The sequence below is a fragment of the Clostridium sp. genome, assembly GCF_051278035.1.
GTDB lineage: Bacteria > Bacillota > Clostridia > Clostridiales > Clostridiaceae > Clostridium_AD.
On record NZ_JBNMNU010000001.1, the window covers coordinates 1 to 16,973 of the forward strand.

The following is a 16,973-nucleotide window of genomic DNA, read 5'->3' on the forward strand; positions in this document are numbered from 1 at the left end:
TAGGAATGATTTCACAATCTGTTGAAAAACATTTTTCAAAAAGAGAAATGTCTTTTCTAGTAAGTAATTTTGTATTAAGCGATATAAGTAAACAAATAAAAGAAGATAAAGATGGCAAATAAAATTTTAGTAACAGGAAATAGTGGTACAGGTAAAACATTTTCATTAATAAACCTACCACCTGACGAGACTTTCATTATATGTCCAGATGAAAAGTCTTTACCTTTTAGAGGTTGGAAAAAAAATTACATAGACAAGGATCCTGCAACAGGGAAATTTGACGCTAAGATTTGTAATTTTATTAAAACTACTAATTGGGAAAAGATTAAGTCTGCATTAAGTTATGTTAGTAAAAGTAGAAGAGAAATCAAAACTGTTGTTATTGATACTATTACTTACGCAATGATTGGTGAATTCATGGACAAAGCTAAGACTGTAGGTTACGCTAAGTTTACGGAGATGGGTGACAATGTTTACAAGACATTGAAATGTATTGATGGACTTAGAGATGATTTAACTGTTGTAGTAATGGCTCACACAGAAGTTAAAAGCTTTAATGGTGTTGACAAAACTGTATTTGCTGTTCCAGGAGGAAAGTTAGTACAAGATGTAGTTAAACCTGAAGGAATGTTTGTTACTATTTTAGAAACTGTTGTTGAAAAGAAAGGTAATGATGTTACTTACGGATTTATGACTCAAAACAACACTACTAACATGGCTAAAAGTCCTGCGGAAATGTTTGGAAAAACAATAATTCCTAATGACATGAAGTTAGTTCTTGAATCAATTAAGAAATACGAAGAAGGCTAGTAGTCTTTAGAATTATTACAAATTTAAAATATAAGCACAGAGAGGTGAAAGCCCTCTCTTTTTAGTAAAAATAATTAAATAAATAAGTAAATTATGAACATCATATTTGGAAAAAAAAGATTAGTAGAAGTAGCAGCAAGAAATTTATCTGTTGCAAAGTATCCTGAAACAGCAGTAATTACTATTGAAGGTCAGAAAGAGGCGGGAAAATCTCGTAGAATTTTAATTAATAATAAAGCTTGTGATTTTTTAAATCTTTTAGTTGGTGAAGTAGAAAACTTAGTGTTTGCTCCGGTTGAAGAAACTAGTCAAATATTAATAGCTAATGCAGCTACAATTGAAGGAGATGCAGGAGAGATGGTTACATACTCTACATCTAAGAATAACGTAACTTTTTCAAACAGTACTGAGAAAGGTAAAGGAGTTAGTTCTTCTCATATGTGTAAAGAATTTTTTAAGTTTTTAGATATGGACGATAGTTCTGATTTAGAGCTTGAATTAAATTCTTTTGAAGCAGACGGAATTATAGCTTTTTCTTTAGATTCAATTAAAGTTTTAAACAATGAAACTCCAGGTATTGACGAGTTAAGTGATTCAATTGAAAATAACAATGAAGTTTTAAATACAGAAGAAGTTGTTAAAGGAACTCAAGAAGAAGTTACTAGAGCTGAAGCGGATTCTCCAATTTTTAACACAGAAGTAGTTGAAGAAGAAGTTGTTGAGGCTAGAGAAGAGCATGTTTCTTTTTCAAGAAAAGAATCCAATTCGGATTTAATGTAAAAATTAATAAAATAGTTAAATTGTAAGGTTATAAAAGATTACCTTTGTTAAAATCTTTTAAAAAACAAATTATAAAATATGAGTGCATTCGGTAAAGAAGTAGAAATAACAGAAGGAGCAGAGATAAAATTATATACTGGAGTTGAAAACTTTAAAGTAGTTGCATTAAATCCATCTAAAGAAGAAATGGAAGAAATGTATGGACGTGAAATTAACTTTACACCAGATTATATTGGTGAAGTAGAAGTTGAAGACACTGATGGAAAAAGAAAAGTTAAACAAATTAGATTAGATTTTTTCTTAGCTAATGAAGATGAGTCTATAACGACTAAACTTCAGTTTTACGTTTCTGATACACACCACAGGTCTACTACTGGAAAATTTAAGTGTATTAATTCTTTTGGTGCTGACATTTGGTTAGAAAAAGATGCTGTTGATGAGCAAATTTTACCTGACAATCTTCAGTGGTATAATGCTGACGGAGTAAAGATAGCAAGAAGAGGAGAAGTTGAATTAATTTCTTTCTTGGTAAACTTTTTGAACTTACCTTACGATTTAAGTAAAGTTAGTGATGTAAGTGATGCTTATGCTAAAATTGACGATACAGAGTGGAAGAAAATGATTAACAACGGTAACGTTGACTTGTTGAGAAAAATAGTAGGAAGTACTAACAACAAGATTGGAGTTCTTTTAGGTGTTAAGACTAATACAGAAGGTAAATTACGTCAAACAACTTTAAATAGAACTACTTTTAGACAATTTGTTCTTTCTAGTAAGAAAGCTGCTAAATACAAATATGCTTTAAAAGATTTAGATTCTGCTAAGGCTAATGGAGCTTTAGGAAATGTAGATTTTGGAGGAGATTCTTTATTATTACAAGAACATACTCTAGAGAAGACAGTAATCTCTGACGAAAACACTAGTCAAACTGATATTTTTGCTACATCTGATGAACCAGAAGCAGAAGGTGACGGTGGAGCTTGGTTAGAAGGTGGTGAAGATGATCTTCAAGTATAATATTTAAGTAGTACTTAATAACACTATTAACAGAGGGCGTATTTAATACATACGTCCTCTTTTTATCTAATTTAATAAAATATACTTATGGCATTTGGAAAAGCAAGAAAAGTTAAAAAATTACCAAATTCTTCAGATATATTAAAGCATGTTTCAGATATAGATATATTCGAAATGTATTTAGGAATAATACCAAGAAAACCTATAAGTAGTCCTTTTAGAGAAGACGTTAATCCTTCTTTTAGTTTATTTATGAGTAAAGAATATGGTAAAGTATTTTTTAAGGATTTTGCTACAGGTGAGTCAGGTGATTGTTTTCTTTTTGTAATGAGACTATTTCAATTAAGTTCGAAGTTAGAAACATTCACAAAGATTGCTAATGACTTTAATTTAACAGACTACGAATTAAACCGTGGTTCTTTTTCTACTCCCCCAAAGAAGCGTGAGGTAGTAAAACAAGTAAAAAGTAAGAAGAATTTAATTAGAAAGAAATTTAGGATAAGTGTGACAGTACGACCTTGGAATATTAGAGATAAGAATTATTGGGAAAAGAAATATGGATTGAGCAAGGCTCAATTGGAATATTGTAAAATTTACCCAATATCTCATTTCTTTGTTAATGGGTTTTGTACTATTGCAAAATCATTAGCTTATGCTTTTGTAGAAGAGAAAGATCAAATTCAAACGTTTAAGATTTATCAACCAGAAGTTGAAGGAGTCGGAAAGTGGATTAATAATAATAATTATTCTACTTGGGAACTTTGGACTCAATTACCATTAAAAGGAAAAACATTGATTGTAACTAGCAGCCGAAAAGATGCAGCAGTTATAAAATCATTATTTCCTTCTAAAGTAATTACATCTTGTTCATTACAAAGTGAAGGTGTTAAGCCTAAGCAAAGCGTAGTTAGTGAATTAAAAAGTAGGTTTAAAAATATCTTTGTCATGTACGACAACGATTTTAATAGTAAAGAAAACAGAGGAAGAATTGCAGGAGAAAGAGTTGCATTATCTACAGGTTTTACTCAAATAGAGATACCTGACGGTTATCAATTAAAAGATCCATCGGATTTTATGGAATCAAAAGGAAAGCTCGTTACAAGAGCTTTAATTAATAACTTATTAAACTTAAAATAATGTTTAAAAGAAAAAAAGAAAGAGACAATTGTGATAAGTTTGGATTGCGTAAAGGAGATATGGTATTTTTTAACAATAATATATTTGCAAGATCAACAGAATTAGGATACATTATACAAAATAGTGTTTCTACAGGTAGTGTAAAAAAAGGTTTAGCTTATTCTTTATTAACTGAAGGAGGTGTTGCTCCAAGAAGAATTAATCAACAAACTAATACTACTGAATACTTTGACGTAAACTTATTAAACCTTAAAAAAACAAAAAAAAATAATAATTAAAAATTAAAATCATGATTAAAAGAACGATTACAACAAATTTAATGAAAAAAGAGGAGACATTTAGAGTAATGGCTCTAGGCGAAGCTTTAAATACGCCTATATTATTAATTGGCCCTCCAGGGGTAGCAAAGACTGCTGCAGTAATTGATTTTTCAAAAAGCGCAGTAGGTGGATTTAATAATACTGATTTATTTCTTTTAGAAACAGATGAGGGAACAAGAAGTAATTCAGTTAAAGGTAATGTAGATTTAGAAGCTTTAACTACCACAAATAAATACAAAATCGATTCACCAATAACATCAGCAAAAGTTGTAGTTATTAATGAGATTGACAAAGCTTCAGCATCATTAAGAAATAGTTTATTAGGTATAATGAATGAGAAAATCTTATTTAATGGTTCTAATCAAACTGATTGTGTTTGGACTAATTTTATTGCAACATGTAATGAAATTCCAGATGATGAGAAAGACTCTCCTTTTTGGGATAGATTTTTAGTTACACATGAGGTTGGTAGACTTAGTAGAAATGAAATGCTTAAATATTATGCAAAAGGTGGTAAAGAATTTTCACAAAATCATGAAATATCTTTACCTGAACCTGCTGATATTGACGCAATTAAATTAGACAAAGACAAGTTGCAAAAGATTTTAGATAAGACTCACGACAAGTTGTCTGATAGATCTTTATCTTTTTTACCAGTTTTTGTTAAAAACGTAATGTGTGTTTGGGGATTCAGTCAGAATAAAGCTTTAATAAAAGCTGCTGAATTATTAGTTGATAAAAAAACTGCAAAAGACTTAGCAGCCGTTTTAGTTGCTCCTGAAATTAGAGCTATTTATGATATTATTGACGCAATAGGTTCTTGTATGAGTAATTCAGAGTATAATGTTCAATATGATAGATTAGATGAAGCTTTTAAAGTTGCTGAAAATGCTAAACTAATTGAACCTGATGACGCTGAAGATATGAAAGCAAGAGTAACAGCTGAAGAAGCTACACTTCCTTTTTTAAAAAGTGATGATGAGGAAAAAATCTTAAATTCATAATGAGTCTTTTCTCTAGGAAAGACGGATCAAAAAGTGGGGGTTTAAAAGCCCCTTCTTATGATCCATACGGAAGATACAAAAATACAGGAGAAGGTACTTTTGGGTTTAGAAAAGACGAACACGTAATTATTCCAGGAGTTACAATGCATGAACAATTTAAACTTGAAAAAATTAAGAATCATGTACAAGAAAAAACAGGAAAACCCTGTACTCTATCACAAAGTTTAATAAATGACGTTTATAGCATGTATGTTAATAACGGAATTAAAAGAAGACCAAGTGAAGGAAGTAATGTAATTAGACACAAAATTTTAGACAAAGTGTATGACTCTTTAACTAAAATTGTTACTGTTGATTCTCCTCTTTATACTCAAATACTTACTAGAGAGCTTGCAGAAGCTTTACAGTATGTTGAAGACAAAGTTAAAGAAGAAGATGATAAAGAAAACAGTAAAGGAGACGGCGACGGTGACGGCGAAGGTGACAAGCCTTCAAAGGGTTTTGACCAACCTGGAGACACATCTGGAGACGATAAAGGTGATTCAAAGTCAGAAGGTGAATCAGATAAAGAAGGTGAATCTGATGGGGAAGGAAAAGGAAAGCCACAAAAGCAGGCGGGAAAAGGTTCAGGTAGTAGTAATCGTAAAAGCATAGAAGATATTGTTGATGAAGCTTTAGAAAGCGGAAAACAAAATATAGAAAATGCTAAAAAATATGCTGATGAAAAGATTAAAGATCTTGAAGATCAGTTAGGCAAAGAAGCGATGAAAGACTTAATGAATAGTGATCCTGAATTTCTTGAAAAAATAGAAGAGCTAAAAGAAAGGTTAAAAGCTGTATCTATTAGTAAAACAAGTATCAAGAAAGTTTTAGAGAAAATTCTTAACGAGTCTATGAATTACTTTTCTACTAAATTTAAAAGAGTGGAAGAGTCTTTATTTGATTGTGAAGAATGTGAAGATCTTTTTGGGCTAGAGTTTTTACATCCTATATTTAAAAACGCTGAATTAATGAGCGTAGGAAATGAAACTAGAATCTATAAAGGTAAAATAGACTTGTATCTTGATTGTTCAGGTTCTATGGATTCATCTAGACAATTTGAAGGTAAAAACATGAGAATGATTGATCTTGCAAAAGGTATAGCAATGACTTTACATAGAATGGGAATGATTGAGAATTTGTATTTCTTTGACACTGTTCTTTATGAGATAAAAAATGTTAATGAAGTTACAATACTTAGTTTTTCTAAGTCCGGAGGAACCGATTTTAACAGAGTTATAGAGAAAGTTAACAGTAACGGAAACAATTCTGTTATAATTACTGATGGATATGACAGATGCAATAAATATACTAAGCAAGCGTTTTGGATTGGTATAGGTGGAACTAAGTTTGATAGTAATGGAGATAATTCTTCATTTCCTACTTATAAAAACAACAGTCAGTGTGTTGCCTACAATAGTGGTACAAGTAAATTTGATTATTGTAAAAAGTAAATAAATAAATAATATGGAGTTAAAAAAAAGAAAAGAAGGTTTTCCTGTAATTCCTGCGGATATGATTTTTATCCCAGGAAACATTCCTTCATTAAAAAACTCTAAAGTTAAGACATCTAGGGGAATATTTCATTCCCCAACAGTGTCTAAATTCATTAGAAGTCTAGGTATTCAACATTTTAATTCTAGGAAAAAAGAAATTAAAGGATACAAAGATCCTTTAAGACCTAATCAATTTGAAGCTTTTAGAGAAAAGTTTAAAAGAATGAAAGAGGGAAAAGATGATCCAATATTAATTGGATATCATCAAGTAAGGAACAGTAAAAGGCTGTTCGATTTTAGTAATAGTGTAGAGTTAGTCCAAGACTTGTTGACAGCTCATGACTTTATTGAAGACGATAATGTTAAATTTGTTTTTCCTATTCCAATGACAATTGACGGCAAATTGCCAGTTGAGGGTAAAATTAGAAATAAACCGCTATACTCAGTAAATAAAAAAAATGCTGGAGTATGGATAAAACTATTTTAGTGAATGAATAAAGACAAAGAATTATTAAGTGACATTACCGTACACAATAAGTATGCTAAGTTCCTTAAGGAAGAAAATAGAAGAGAATCATGGACTGAAATTTTAGATAGAAACAAAGAAATGCATAAAAAGAAATATGTGCATGTAGCTGGACTGTCTAAAAAAATAGATGAAGTTTATAATGATTTTGTTCTTACTAAAAAAGTATTACCTTCAATGAGATCTCTTCAATTTGGTGGTAGAGCTATTGAAATGAATAATGCAAGAATGTATAATTGCGCATTTATGCCAGTAGATAATATACATTCTTTTAGTGAGGCAATGTTTTTATTATTAGGAGGAACAGGAGTAGGTTATAGTGTACAAAGTTTTAATATTGATAAAATTTCAGCAATATCTAAACCTAAATACAAAAGAACTAGTAAATATTTAGTTCAAGATTCAATTATAGGATGGGCAGATGCAATTAAGATTTTAATGAAATCTTATACTAATACATCGAAGACTCATATAAATTTTGATTTATCTGACATAAGAGAAAAAGGAGCTCTATTGGTAACAGCAGGAGGTAAAGCTCCAGGACCAGAACCTTTAAGAATATGTTTAGTTAAAATTGAAGCTATACTTCGTGAAAAGAATGATGGAGAAAAGCTGAATGACATTGAATGCCATAGAATAATGTGTTTTATTGCTGATGCAGTATTAGCAGGAGGAATAAGACGAGCAGCAATGATATCTTTATTTGATAAAGGTTCTGACGCAATGCTTAATTGTAAAAGTGGCTCATGGTGGGAAACAATGCCTGAATTAGGTAGAGCAAATAATTCTGCAGTATTAGAAAGACATACTATTACTGAAGAAGAATTTAACTCTATCTGGAAAAGAATAGAAGCTTCAGGCGCTGGAGAACCAGGTGTTTATTTTACTAATAACAAGACTTGGGGAACTAATCCATGTTGTGAAATAGGGTTAAAACCTAATCAGTTTTGTAATTTAACTGAAATAAACATGGCTACTGTTGTAGATCAAGAAGATTTTAATGAAAGATCTATTGCAGCTGCATTTATAGGAACTTTACAAGCAGGTTATACTGATTTTCACTATCTTAGAGAAATTTGGAAAGAAACCACAGAAGAAGATGCGTTATTAGGAGTTTCAATGACTGGTATAGCTTCTAAGACTGCTTTAGGTTTGTCTTTTGAAGTGGCTGCAGAATGCTCTAATGTTTCAAACAGATTTATATCAGATCTTATTGGAGTTAATAATGCTGCTAGAATTACAGCGGTTAAACCTGCAGGAACAACATCGTTAGTTGTAGGTTCTTCTTCAGGAATTCATGCTTGGCATGCTGATTATTACATTAGAAGAATGAGGTTAGGTAAGAATGAATCTTTATATAAGTATTTAGAGGCTGTTTTACCAGCTGATTTTATTGAAGATGAATTCTTTGACCCAAAAGGACAAGCAGTTCTATCAATGCCTCAAAAAGCACCAGAAGGAGCTACTACTAGACAGGAATCCGCTTTAGACTTACTTGAAAGAGTGAAGAAAATTACTAAAGAATGGGTAACTCCTGGACATTTTACTGGTGAAAACAGTCATAATGTTTCTTGTACAGTTAGTGTTAAACCTGATGAATGGGATGTAGTAGGAAAATGGATGTGGGACAATAGAGATTATTATAATGGTTTAGCAGTAATGCCTGAAGATGGAGGTACTTACAAGCAAACACCATTTGAAGATTGTTCTAAAGAAGTTTATGAAGATATGATGGATAAGTTATCTGTAATAGATATCGATTTAACCAAAGTATTGGAAAAATTTGACGAAACAACCTTTTCGGAGATTGTAGCATGTGCCGGTGGTGCTTGTGAAATCAAATAAATAACGATAAATAATAGGGTGTAAAAGCCCTATTATATTATCTAATTATTAATTTAAAATTATTTTAGTATGTTAATTAAAAAAAAAGGACAAAAAAGGTTCTTCTACCATTATTACAAACAAAAGAAAAAAATGAGTTTTCACTTTAGCAATGAAAGTTGTCAAGTTGTAAGCAATATTGTTTGTGATGTTCCTAGTGAAACAAAATGGAATAAAACGCAGCCTAACTTAATTATGAGAGGATGGGCAACCGGTTATTCTTTAGAAAATAACGTTATAACAATATTTAATAAATGAGAAAAACAGACAAAGTATTTGCAAGATTAGGTTTTGAGGATTTAGTAGTGCCTTTTGAAGACTCTGAAAAAATATTTAGCAGTACAGAAACATATTTAGTAGGGTATGAAGACAAAGACGGCGAAGAATGTGAAGAAGATGGCGTGTATCTAGATCAAAAAATTGACAAAGATCAAATTAAATTTGTATTTTTGAATGATTAAGTATCAGATAACTAAAAGTTTAGTAACTAAGCCTAACAATAATAGTGCTAATGCAATTGCCCCTAATTTAATCTACGGATGTTTTGGAGGATGCGTTGATACTTATTGTTATATGTCGAGATACAATGGTCATAGAGTATTTGTTAATTCAAATGTTCTTGAAATAGTTGCTTCTGTTTATGAATGGGCTAAGAATTATGTTAAAGTTTCGGACCAACAAGATCCAGTTTATAAAATGGTTGATATTGCTTGTAATACTGATTTAGTTCTTATGCAAAAACATTGCATAATACCTCTTATAGATTACCTTAAGATGTATGACGATCATTCAGAGATAAACAGTACAATGGCTACAAAGTATCCAGGCTTATTAAAGCTTGATGTAAATCATTTTAATAAAAAACCTAGAGTTAGAGTTAGTCTAATGCCTCAATCTTATTCAAATATTCTTGAACCAAAAATGCAAAGCATAGAGTCGAGAATAAATGATATAAATAGATTGAAAAAATTAGGTTGGGAAGTTCATATTAATTATTCTCCTGTTATTCTTTTTAAAGATTTTAAGAATAAATACAAAGAGCTGTTTAATATGGTTAATGATATTGCAGGTGAGAACAAATGTGAAGTAATATTTTTAACAAATCATCCTTTTCAAATGGATAAAGCTACTGGCGAAGCAAAAGAAATGATGAGTTATTCTAATGAAGTTAAAAATACTTCAGGAGTTATGAGGTACCCATTAAAATTGAAAAGAAAAGCGATAGGAATATTTAAAGAAGAATATTCTAGATTATTTAATCCAAAAACAATTAGATATATATTTTAAAATGAAAAAAATGAATTATTAGTGGCATTTCAAGACCACAACCTTAAGTTGACGGAACAACAGTACAGAGACTTAGATATACCTTCATATTCAATGCTAGCAAGTATTGATAAACAAGGAGTAGACGTAGTAGGAGGAGTAAAACAGAGTTTTAATTTAAAATTTGGAAGTTTAGTAGATATGATGTGTTTTGAACCGCATAAAGTTGACGATACATTTTATCCAGGAGACGCAATAAAGCCTCCAACAACAAATGTAAAAAAGATATGTGACATTATTTTAGGTAATTTAGAAGGATTAGTAGGAGCTGTTTCAGTATCTACTTCTGGATTAGGAAGAAGAAAAGAAAGAAAAATTAGTAAAAACCTTGGTAATTATCCAGATGAAATAAAAAAAGCAGCTACATATTTAGATATTTACAAAGCTTATAATGATGAGAAACTATTTAAAACAGTATGCTCAGCAGGTGATAAATATTTTGAAGACAAGATTTCTTCTAGAGGTAAAATTTTAATTAAACCTGAAATGTGGAAACACGCAGCTCATACTGCAGCTACTTTAATTAGCCATAAATACACTAAAAAGTATTTTGCAAAAAAAGTACCTGAAGTTGAAATTATTTATCAATATAAGTTTGACGTTGTTGTAAATGGATTCAGAGTAAAAGGAATGCTTGATTGTGTTGTAGTAAACCATAAGGCTAAATTAATTTTTCCTGTAGATTTAAAAACTGGTGAATCTCCATGTAAAGATTTTCCAATGCTTTTTACTTCACATAGATATTATATTCAAGGAGCACTATACAGAGAAGCTTTAAAAACAATTGTCTCTAATGATTTTGATCTTGATGGATACGATGTTAAACCTTTTGAATTTGTATACATATCTAAATTAAATCCTAATAGACCTTTAAAATTTATTGTGTCTGAAGACATGCATAAAGCATCTCTTAATGGTTTTACAGATAGATACGGATATAATTACAAAGGTGTTTATGACTTACTAAATGACTACTATTATAGTAAAAATAATACAAGTGATTACAGTATAGATGAAGTAAAAAACAAAGGAATAGTTGAAATGAATACTAAATCCATTTTAGGTATATGAAAGATGAATTCAAAATAGAAATTGTACCAAATAAAAGCATGACATACATGCTCCCTTTATTAACGGAACGATTTAATTTTGATTTAGAAAACGGATTAGCTAATAGCTATCTGTCATTTAATGATGATGATGATGAATTTTGTATATTATATAAATGGAGTAGTAATCCTAAATTCCTTAAATTTGAAGGTAAATTAATGGCTCACGGACTATTTGTTAAGCATGAAGACTATAATAATTACACTATTTATAGATTTAGGCTTACTGAAGAAATGTCTAAGGGTAAAAAAAAGTTTGTTAAAGGATTGTATAAAGAATTCTCAGACGAACACAAGAATGCTATAATTGAGAACTTAACTAAAAATAAAGCTAAAAACATATCAAGAATTAAAGAAATACTAGATCCTGACGGACACTTGTCTTCTACTTCTCCAGATATGATTAAAGAAACTTTTAGTAACAATATAAGAAAACTCAAAGTAGTAAGTGATGATTTTTCTTAAAATCATGTACAAAAACAAGAGGGTGTAACAGCCCTCTTTTTAATAATTAATAAAATATAATCACAAATGTTTAAAAGAAAACAAGCTAAGCCACCTGAAATAGGTTCTCTTTGCACAATTAAAAAAGAAATAATAAATAAACTTTGGAACTTAAAAAAGTACAAAAATAATTCAGCATCAATGAAAGCGCAAAATGCTGGAGGAGTGATATGTAATTATTTTTTTTCAAAACCTAAATTAATAGATGTTTTTTTTGCTGATTTTGATTTATTATACATTAAGCGTAAATCAATTTTTACTGGATTTGTAGAAGTTGAAGGACTTGTAGTTAATTCAGATCATTTAAATGGAATTGGTTTGTCACACTATCTTAGAAGTAAAAAAAAATACTTTACAGTAAGTTTAGAATCACTTAATATTGCAACTGATAGTCAAGCTGAAACTATTATGAAGAATACTTATAATGGAAGACAAGTTTCTAGAATTTTTAGTAGAATAAATAGCTTAAAGATAAGGTTTTAATAAATAATATTAAAAACATAAAAATGGTAAAACAAATGACACTTCAAGAAGTAATTAAAGAATGTGAAAATGAAGAAAAATCCAAAACAAATAAGAATAGAAGCAGTTCTACTAAAAAAAGACAATGTAAAGAGATTTTTAACAAAAAATACAAAAGCAATGAGCTTTTGTAACAAGCATGGATTAACTGTTTTTCCATCAGCTCAAGGGTATAATGCTCTTATTGTAATGCTGTTTGTTAAAAAAGGAAAATCATATAGAAAGTTAAATAATATAAAATATAACCAAAAAGAAGCACAAGATGTCATTGAGTACACAGCAGCTATTGACAGAGAGTACGAAAGACTTTATTTAAAAATGAAGGATAAAGTATAAAGAAATTAATTTTGTGATTTAGATTAATGGTTATTATTATGCAAGAACCCTGGAGATAACAAGTATTTCCAGGGCTTTTGTTTTTATTTGCAGTTGGCAATTTTTTTTTACCGTTGGCAATTTTTTTTTATTAATTTACACCTGCAGAGTTATTAAGAAAATCCATTGAACTTTTAGGATCACTAAGCATTCTAGCACTAATTGGAAGCGTTTTTAAAACAGCTACTTTTAGTTTTCCTCTTCCTTTGTGAGGTCCCTGCTTATAAGTTTCATAAGGATTAACAGATTGTGTTATAACTTTAAATAAACTCCTTAAAGTACCTACAGAAGCTGTAGGAGTTGAAACAACTTTCATTGCTTCAGGAGGCGCTATAAAAAATGATAATTCAGCTAATTGTCTTCTGAAAAAATACTTATACGCAATTTCATCTTCATCTTCATCTAAGGCTAAGTAAGCAAGAAGTGTTCCTGATATCATCATTAACTCCATCATTAACTTCTTAAGATTAGCTTTTTCATGTGGCATTAAATTACCATGGCCTTTACTTATTATAGAAATATTAAGTTGAGTAATTGCAGGAGCTAATACTTTTGTCAAGAATCTTGTTGCAGTTACGTAATATCCTTCTCTATATGTCTTAGCATCGTTAGAAAAGAATCTATCAGTATCAGTTAGTAGTTCTTGTTTTTTAAATATAGTTCCAGTACCTCTCCATCTTCTAAAGTATCCTTCTTCAACCCATTTACGTAAAAATAAAGCCATTTTACCCCAGAATTCTCTTTGATTTGCAGATTGTAAATCAGCATTGTAGTTACCGTGTAGTTCGTGAACTTTATCTGAAATTAGGTTTTTAGTCTCTAACAATATTTGACTTGCATCTCCTGTTCTAGTAAATGTTGTTGAATCAACTTTTTCACTTAACTTCATTATTACTCCTTTATTGACAGTTGGAACAAATTCTATCATACTGTCAAGAGAAGCGGCTTCTTTTTTGGTAGATACTTTGTTTCCGTCGATATCTATGTAATCACCTTTTTTATTCATTACTTTAATGTTATGCATTATTGCATACATTACTTGAGCTTGAACCATGTGTTCTCCAGCTTTTGCTATTGGACGAAGTGTACTTATCTTGGTCCAAGCTTTTAATCTTGTGTTTTCTTCAAACTTGTTTCCTAGATAATTTTTATCACCCATAACATTAAATACGTTCATAAACATATTTGTTCTAGACTTATCTACGTTTGAACCCCAATCATCTGCCATTCCTTTAATGTCTTTCCAATAAGTTCCTTCCGCTTTTGCCATGTCTTTAACAGTAAAATGTTCAGAACCAACAGCTTCTATTAAGTTGTTTACTTTACCCATACTTACATTTACCCAACTGTTTGTCCAGTTAAATACTAAAGCAGTAAACCCTGAATACTTTAACCAAGATTTAGCTAATTGATTTACACTTGCATCTTTGCCTAAAATTTTAACTGTGCCGGCGTCTTTATTTTTTATTTCATAATATCTATTTTCTAAAACACTACGAAATTGCTTTACGTCATTTATATCTTTTTTACTTTTAAATAAAGGAACTTCTTTGTCTTTATCTACTGCGTTGATTTTCTTCATAGCTTTTAATCCAACTGTATCAGGAACATTTCTATTGTTCATTACTTCTAACACAATTAAAGCAGTGGATTCTAGTTCTTTCTTCTTTTGATAATTTTTTGCAGACATTAAGTTCATCAAAGTAATTGTATGAAGGTCAAAACTTTGATCCGTTGCTTCTAATCTTTTTCTAAAAGCAATTGGTATTCTCATTTTCTCTTTGTTGGATATATCTGCAAAAACTCTTTTGAAAGACTCTTGAGTTGTGTTGTTATTTTCTTGAGTTTCAAAATCATCTTTTTGTACTTCTGTTAATTCAGAGAATTTATGTTTCAAAGAATCTGCGTAATTACCTTCATATATTCTCTGTAAGTCAGTCTTAAGTATTCCCGGAAGTCTCATCCATGTTTGACCATAACTTTTTGAGATAACAGAGTCTTTTCCTTTTGTAAAAGCATCTCCTTTTCTTACACTATCTGTTAAAAACTTTAAGTGTATTTTTTGCTTATCATTTAATTCTTTGTAATTTTCATTCTTCCATATATCTATAGGAATATTCTTTGACACTCCTTTAGAAATTCCTTTTTTTGTATTTTTCTCTATCCAATAATCATACTCACTTCTAGCTATAGCTACTGTGGTTGGAACGTCTATTCTTTCTCCCCCAATGTTATATGAAATAGTAATAGATTTTCCTTCTGAATTAGTTTCTACATTATATCTTTGTCCGCCTTGAATTTTTAAAAGCTTAGTAACTCCGTCTATAGTGTATTCTAGTTTTTTACCAGTAACATTTACTTCAGAGTATTTTTCATCAGCAATATCTCTATCTGCTGCAGCTTTAAAAAGTTCATTTTTTTCTTCAAGAAATTCAGGAAGATATGCAGTAGTGTAATAAGATTGACCTGACTTAGAAGTAGTATACATTTTTTCATACTTCTTAGCTTGATTAGCCTCATTACTTACTTCTGTTTTAAAGGTTTTGTTATCATTATCGAAACTAGTTGCTACGGAAAAATTATGGTCAGCAATGTTTTTTTCAATTTCATCAGTTACTGTAGAAAATATTTGAACTTCTTTGGATTTTGAATTCTTTTCAGACCACCACTTAGCAGAGATGCTATGAATATCAGTAGCTGACTCACGAGCCTCTGCGTATGCAATTTTATATGATTCATCCCATATTTTTTGACTATTTTCTTGTAGTTTTTCTTTTACGTAAGAGTCCTTGCTTTGACCTGAAGAAGATAAGCCTAAATCATCATAAGTCTTTTCATAGTCTCTTTCAAATTTAGCTCTAGTTCTGACATCATTATCAGCTATAAATTGAGCATACTCTTCACGAGAAGCTTCTAGTAATTTAGATTCAACTATACTTCTTTTCTCTTGTATTTTACTAAGTTTTCTTTCAAAATATTTTCTATCTTCTTGAGTTATTTCTCCATCTTTGCTTAATCCAATAACTAGTCCTTGAATATCTTCAATCATATCAAATCCTTGATTCCATTCAAAAGTAGATTGTATTTTATCCCTTGTGAAACCTCTCTCTGACTTCTCTCTTTTATCAATTGTTGAGTTTACCTTGTTTACTTCTTCACGAACCCATTGAATGTACTTTGCAATACCAAGTTTTCTATCAGCTTTATCGTGCTCAGTCATTGCGTCTCTAAGCTCTGAAATAGATTCAAACCTAGTTTTAGTTTCTTTTCTATTTTCCTGCTCTCTTTCTCTAGTTTGAGGAGTGTCTGGTTCGTACTCTGTGTAAATAACACGAACTCTAGATAATGTTTGTTCGTAAATAGAGTTTAATGTTTTTATAGTCTTTTTAAGATCATCTTTTTCTTCTACAGTTTCCTTTTCTTTTAGTAATTGATCACTACTTGATAGATTTTCAGTTAAATTAAACTTACTTATTTTGTCATCAAGTAATTCTTTAGATAAAGACTCTATTTCATCGCCTGTGTTGAATCCAAATGTTCTTTTAAGATAATTAATCATCCAGTCCTTTATAGAGCTCCATGCGCTTCTGCTGTCGGTGTTATCCCATATGTCAGAACCTTTTCTACCAATGGCAGTTACAATAAGTTCTTTTGCAAACATTTCATCGTTTAATTCAGGATACATTTCTTTAACTTCAGTTTCTAGAGCTGTACCTTGAAGCATTTTTAAAGCTCGTTGTAATCTAGGATTGTCAATACCTTTGGGGAAGGAGTCGATGAAAACATGACCAAATTCGTGTATTGCGGTAGTTTTAAAAACTTGCTTAGGATTAATTAGAATTACAGGCTTACCTGCTTCTATAGTTCTGGGATCATTTTTACCAAGAACTTTCGAGCTATCAGTATTGTCGTCCATTATAACTTTTACATCCATCTTTGCTTGAAAATGTCCAATCTTTCTTTTGAACATGCTTAAGTCTTCCTTAACGTAATCTTCATTATACCTTTCTTCTTGAGGCATGTATTCGCTTACAAAATCAGGATTCTTAAGTAATTCCTTCTTAAGTTCTAATTCAGTATATTCTTCTCCTTTATATGTGTAAGTACAACTCATTGTTATTGTT

Annotated in this window: 17 protein-coding genes; 16 read left to right on the forward strand and 1 reads right to left on the reverse strand. The window is 30.3% G+C overall.

The features are described 5' to 3' along the window. The first annotated feature begins 111 nt into the window (after window positions 1-111). The 16 genes from ACJAX4_RS00005 to ACJAX4_RS00080 all read left to right on the forward strand — a co-directional run bounded on the left by ACJAX4_RS00005 (window position 112) and on the right by ACJAX4_RS00080 (window position 12,810). Window positions 112-810 (forward strand): AAA family ATPase, encoded by a 699-nt coding sequence (locus ACJAX4_RS00005; RefSeq protein WP_435787396.1) that lies wholly within the window; start codon window positions 112-114, stop codon window positions 808-810. A 93-nt stretch (window positions 811-903) separates the two neighbouring features. After that, complete coding sequence (locus tag ACJAX4_RS00010) at window positions 904-1,590, forward strand: hypothetical protein (RefSeq protein ID WP_435787397.1); 687 nt, start codon at window positions 904-906, stop codon at window positions 1,588-1,590. Window positions 1,591-1,668: 78 nt separating this feature from the next. Then, window positions 1,669-2,607 (forward strand): hypothetical protein, encoded by a 939-nt coding sequence (locus ACJAX4_RS00015; RefSeq protein ID WP_435787398.1) that lies wholly within the window; start codon window positions 1,669-1,671, stop codon window positions 2,605-2,607. Window positions 2,608-2,694: 87 nt separating this feature from the next. Continuing rightward, the gene (locus tag ACJAX4_RS00020; RefSeq protein ID WP_435787399.1) at window positions 2,695-3,744 is read left to right on the forward strand and encodes a hypothetical protein; all 1,050 of its coding nucleotides are present in this window, start codon (window positions 2,695-2,697) and stop codon (window positions 3,742-3,744) included. Between the two features lie 59 nt (window positions 3,745-3,803). Further along, complete coding sequence (locus ACJAX4_RS00025; RefSeq protein ID WP_435787400.1) at window positions 3,804-4,022, forward strand: hypothetical protein; 219 nt, start codon at window positions 3,804-3,806, stop codon at window positions 4,020-4,022. 11 nt (window positions 4,023-4,033) lie between these two features. After that, window positions 4,034-5,068, forward strand: a complete 1,035-nt coding sequence (locus tag ACJAX4_RS00030; RefSeq protein WP_435787401.1) for an AAA family ATPase — start codon at window positions 4,034-4,036, stop codon at window positions 5,066-5,068. Beyond that, entirely contained in the window at window positions 5,068-6,561 is a 1,494-nt protein-coding gene (locus ACJAX4_RS00035) for a hypothetical protein (protein WP_435787402.1), read from the forward strand. The genes ACJAX4_RS00030 and ACJAX4_RS00035 overlap by 1 nt, the downstream gene beginning before the upstream one ends. A 13-nt stretch (window positions 6,562-6,574) precedes the next feature. Beyond that, window positions 6,575-7,090 carry a hypothetical protein gene (locus ACJAX4_RS00040; RefSeq protein WP_435787403.1) on the forward strand — a complete coding sequence of 172 codons (516 nt, stop codon included), beginning with the start codon at window positions 6,575-6,577 and terminating at the stop codon, window positions 7,088-7,090. Between the two features lie 3 nt (window positions 7,091-7,093). Beyond that, window positions 7,094-8,974 carry a hypothetical protein gene (locus tag ACJAX4_RS00045; protein WP_435787404.1) on the forward strand — a complete coding sequence of 627 codons (1,881 nt, stop codon included), beginning with the start codon at window positions 7,094-7,096 and terminating at the stop codon, window positions 8,972-8,974. Between the two features lie 132 nt (window positions 8,975-9,106). After that, window positions 9,107-9,271, forward strand: a complete 165-nt coding sequence (locus tag ACJAX4_RS00050; protein ID WP_435787405.1) for a hypothetical protein — start codon at window positions 9,107-9,109, stop codon at window positions 9,269-9,271. Further along, window positions 9,268-9,474 carry a hypothetical protein gene (locus tag ACJAX4_RS00055; protein WP_435787406.1) on the forward strand — a complete coding sequence of 69 codons (207 nt, stop codon included), beginning with the start codon at window positions 9,268-9,270 and terminating at the stop codon, window positions 9,472-9,474. The genes ACJAX4_RS00050 and ACJAX4_RS00055 overlap by 4 nt, the downstream gene beginning before the upstream one ends. Beyond that, window positions 9,467-10,300 (forward strand): spore photoproduct lyase family protein, encoded by an 834-nt coding sequence (locus tag ACJAX4_RS00060; RefSeq protein ID WP_435787407.1) that lies wholly within the window; start codon window positions 9,467-9,469, stop codon window positions 10,298-10,300. The genes ACJAX4_RS00055 and ACJAX4_RS00060 overlap by 8 nt, the downstream gene beginning before the upstream one ends. 21 nt (window positions 10,301-10,321) lie before the next feature. Then, complete coding sequence (locus ACJAX4_RS00065) at window positions 10,322-11,410, forward strand: hypothetical protein (protein ID WP_435787408.1); 1,089 nt, start codon at window positions 10,322-10,324, stop codon at window positions 11,408-11,410. Window positions 11,411-11,457: 47 nt separating this feature from the next. Further along, window positions 11,458-11,913 (forward strand): hypothetical protein, encoded by a 456-nt coding sequence (locus ACJAX4_RS00070; protein WP_435787409.1) that lies wholly within the window; start codon window positions 11,458-11,460, stop codon window positions 11,911-11,913. A gap of 66 nt (window positions 11,914-11,979) precedes the next feature. Beyond that, window positions 11,980-12,435, forward strand: coding sequence for a hypothetical protein (locus tag ACJAX4_RS00075; RefSeq protein ID WP_435787410.1), 456 nt, complete (start codon window positions 11,980-11,982; stop codon window positions 12,433-12,435). Window positions 12,436-12,504: 69 nt separating this feature from the next. Continuing rightward, the gene (locus tag ACJAX4_RS00080; protein ID WP_435787411.1) at window positions 12,505-12,810 is read left to right on the forward strand and encodes a hypothetical protein; all 306 of its coding nucleotides are present in this window, start codon (window positions 12,505-12,507) and stop codon (window positions 12,808-12,810) included. A gap of 130 nt (window positions 12,811-12,940) precedes the next feature. Here ACJAX4_RS00080 and ACJAX4_RS00085 read toward each other — a convergent pair whose 3' ends face one another. Next, complete coding sequence (locus ACJAX4_RS00085; protein WP_435787412.1) at window positions 12,941-16,963, reverse strand: hypothetical protein; 4,023 nt, start codon at window positions 16,961-16,963, stop codon at window positions 12,941-12,943. Between the last annotated feature and the right edge of the window lie 10 nt (window positions 16,964-16,973).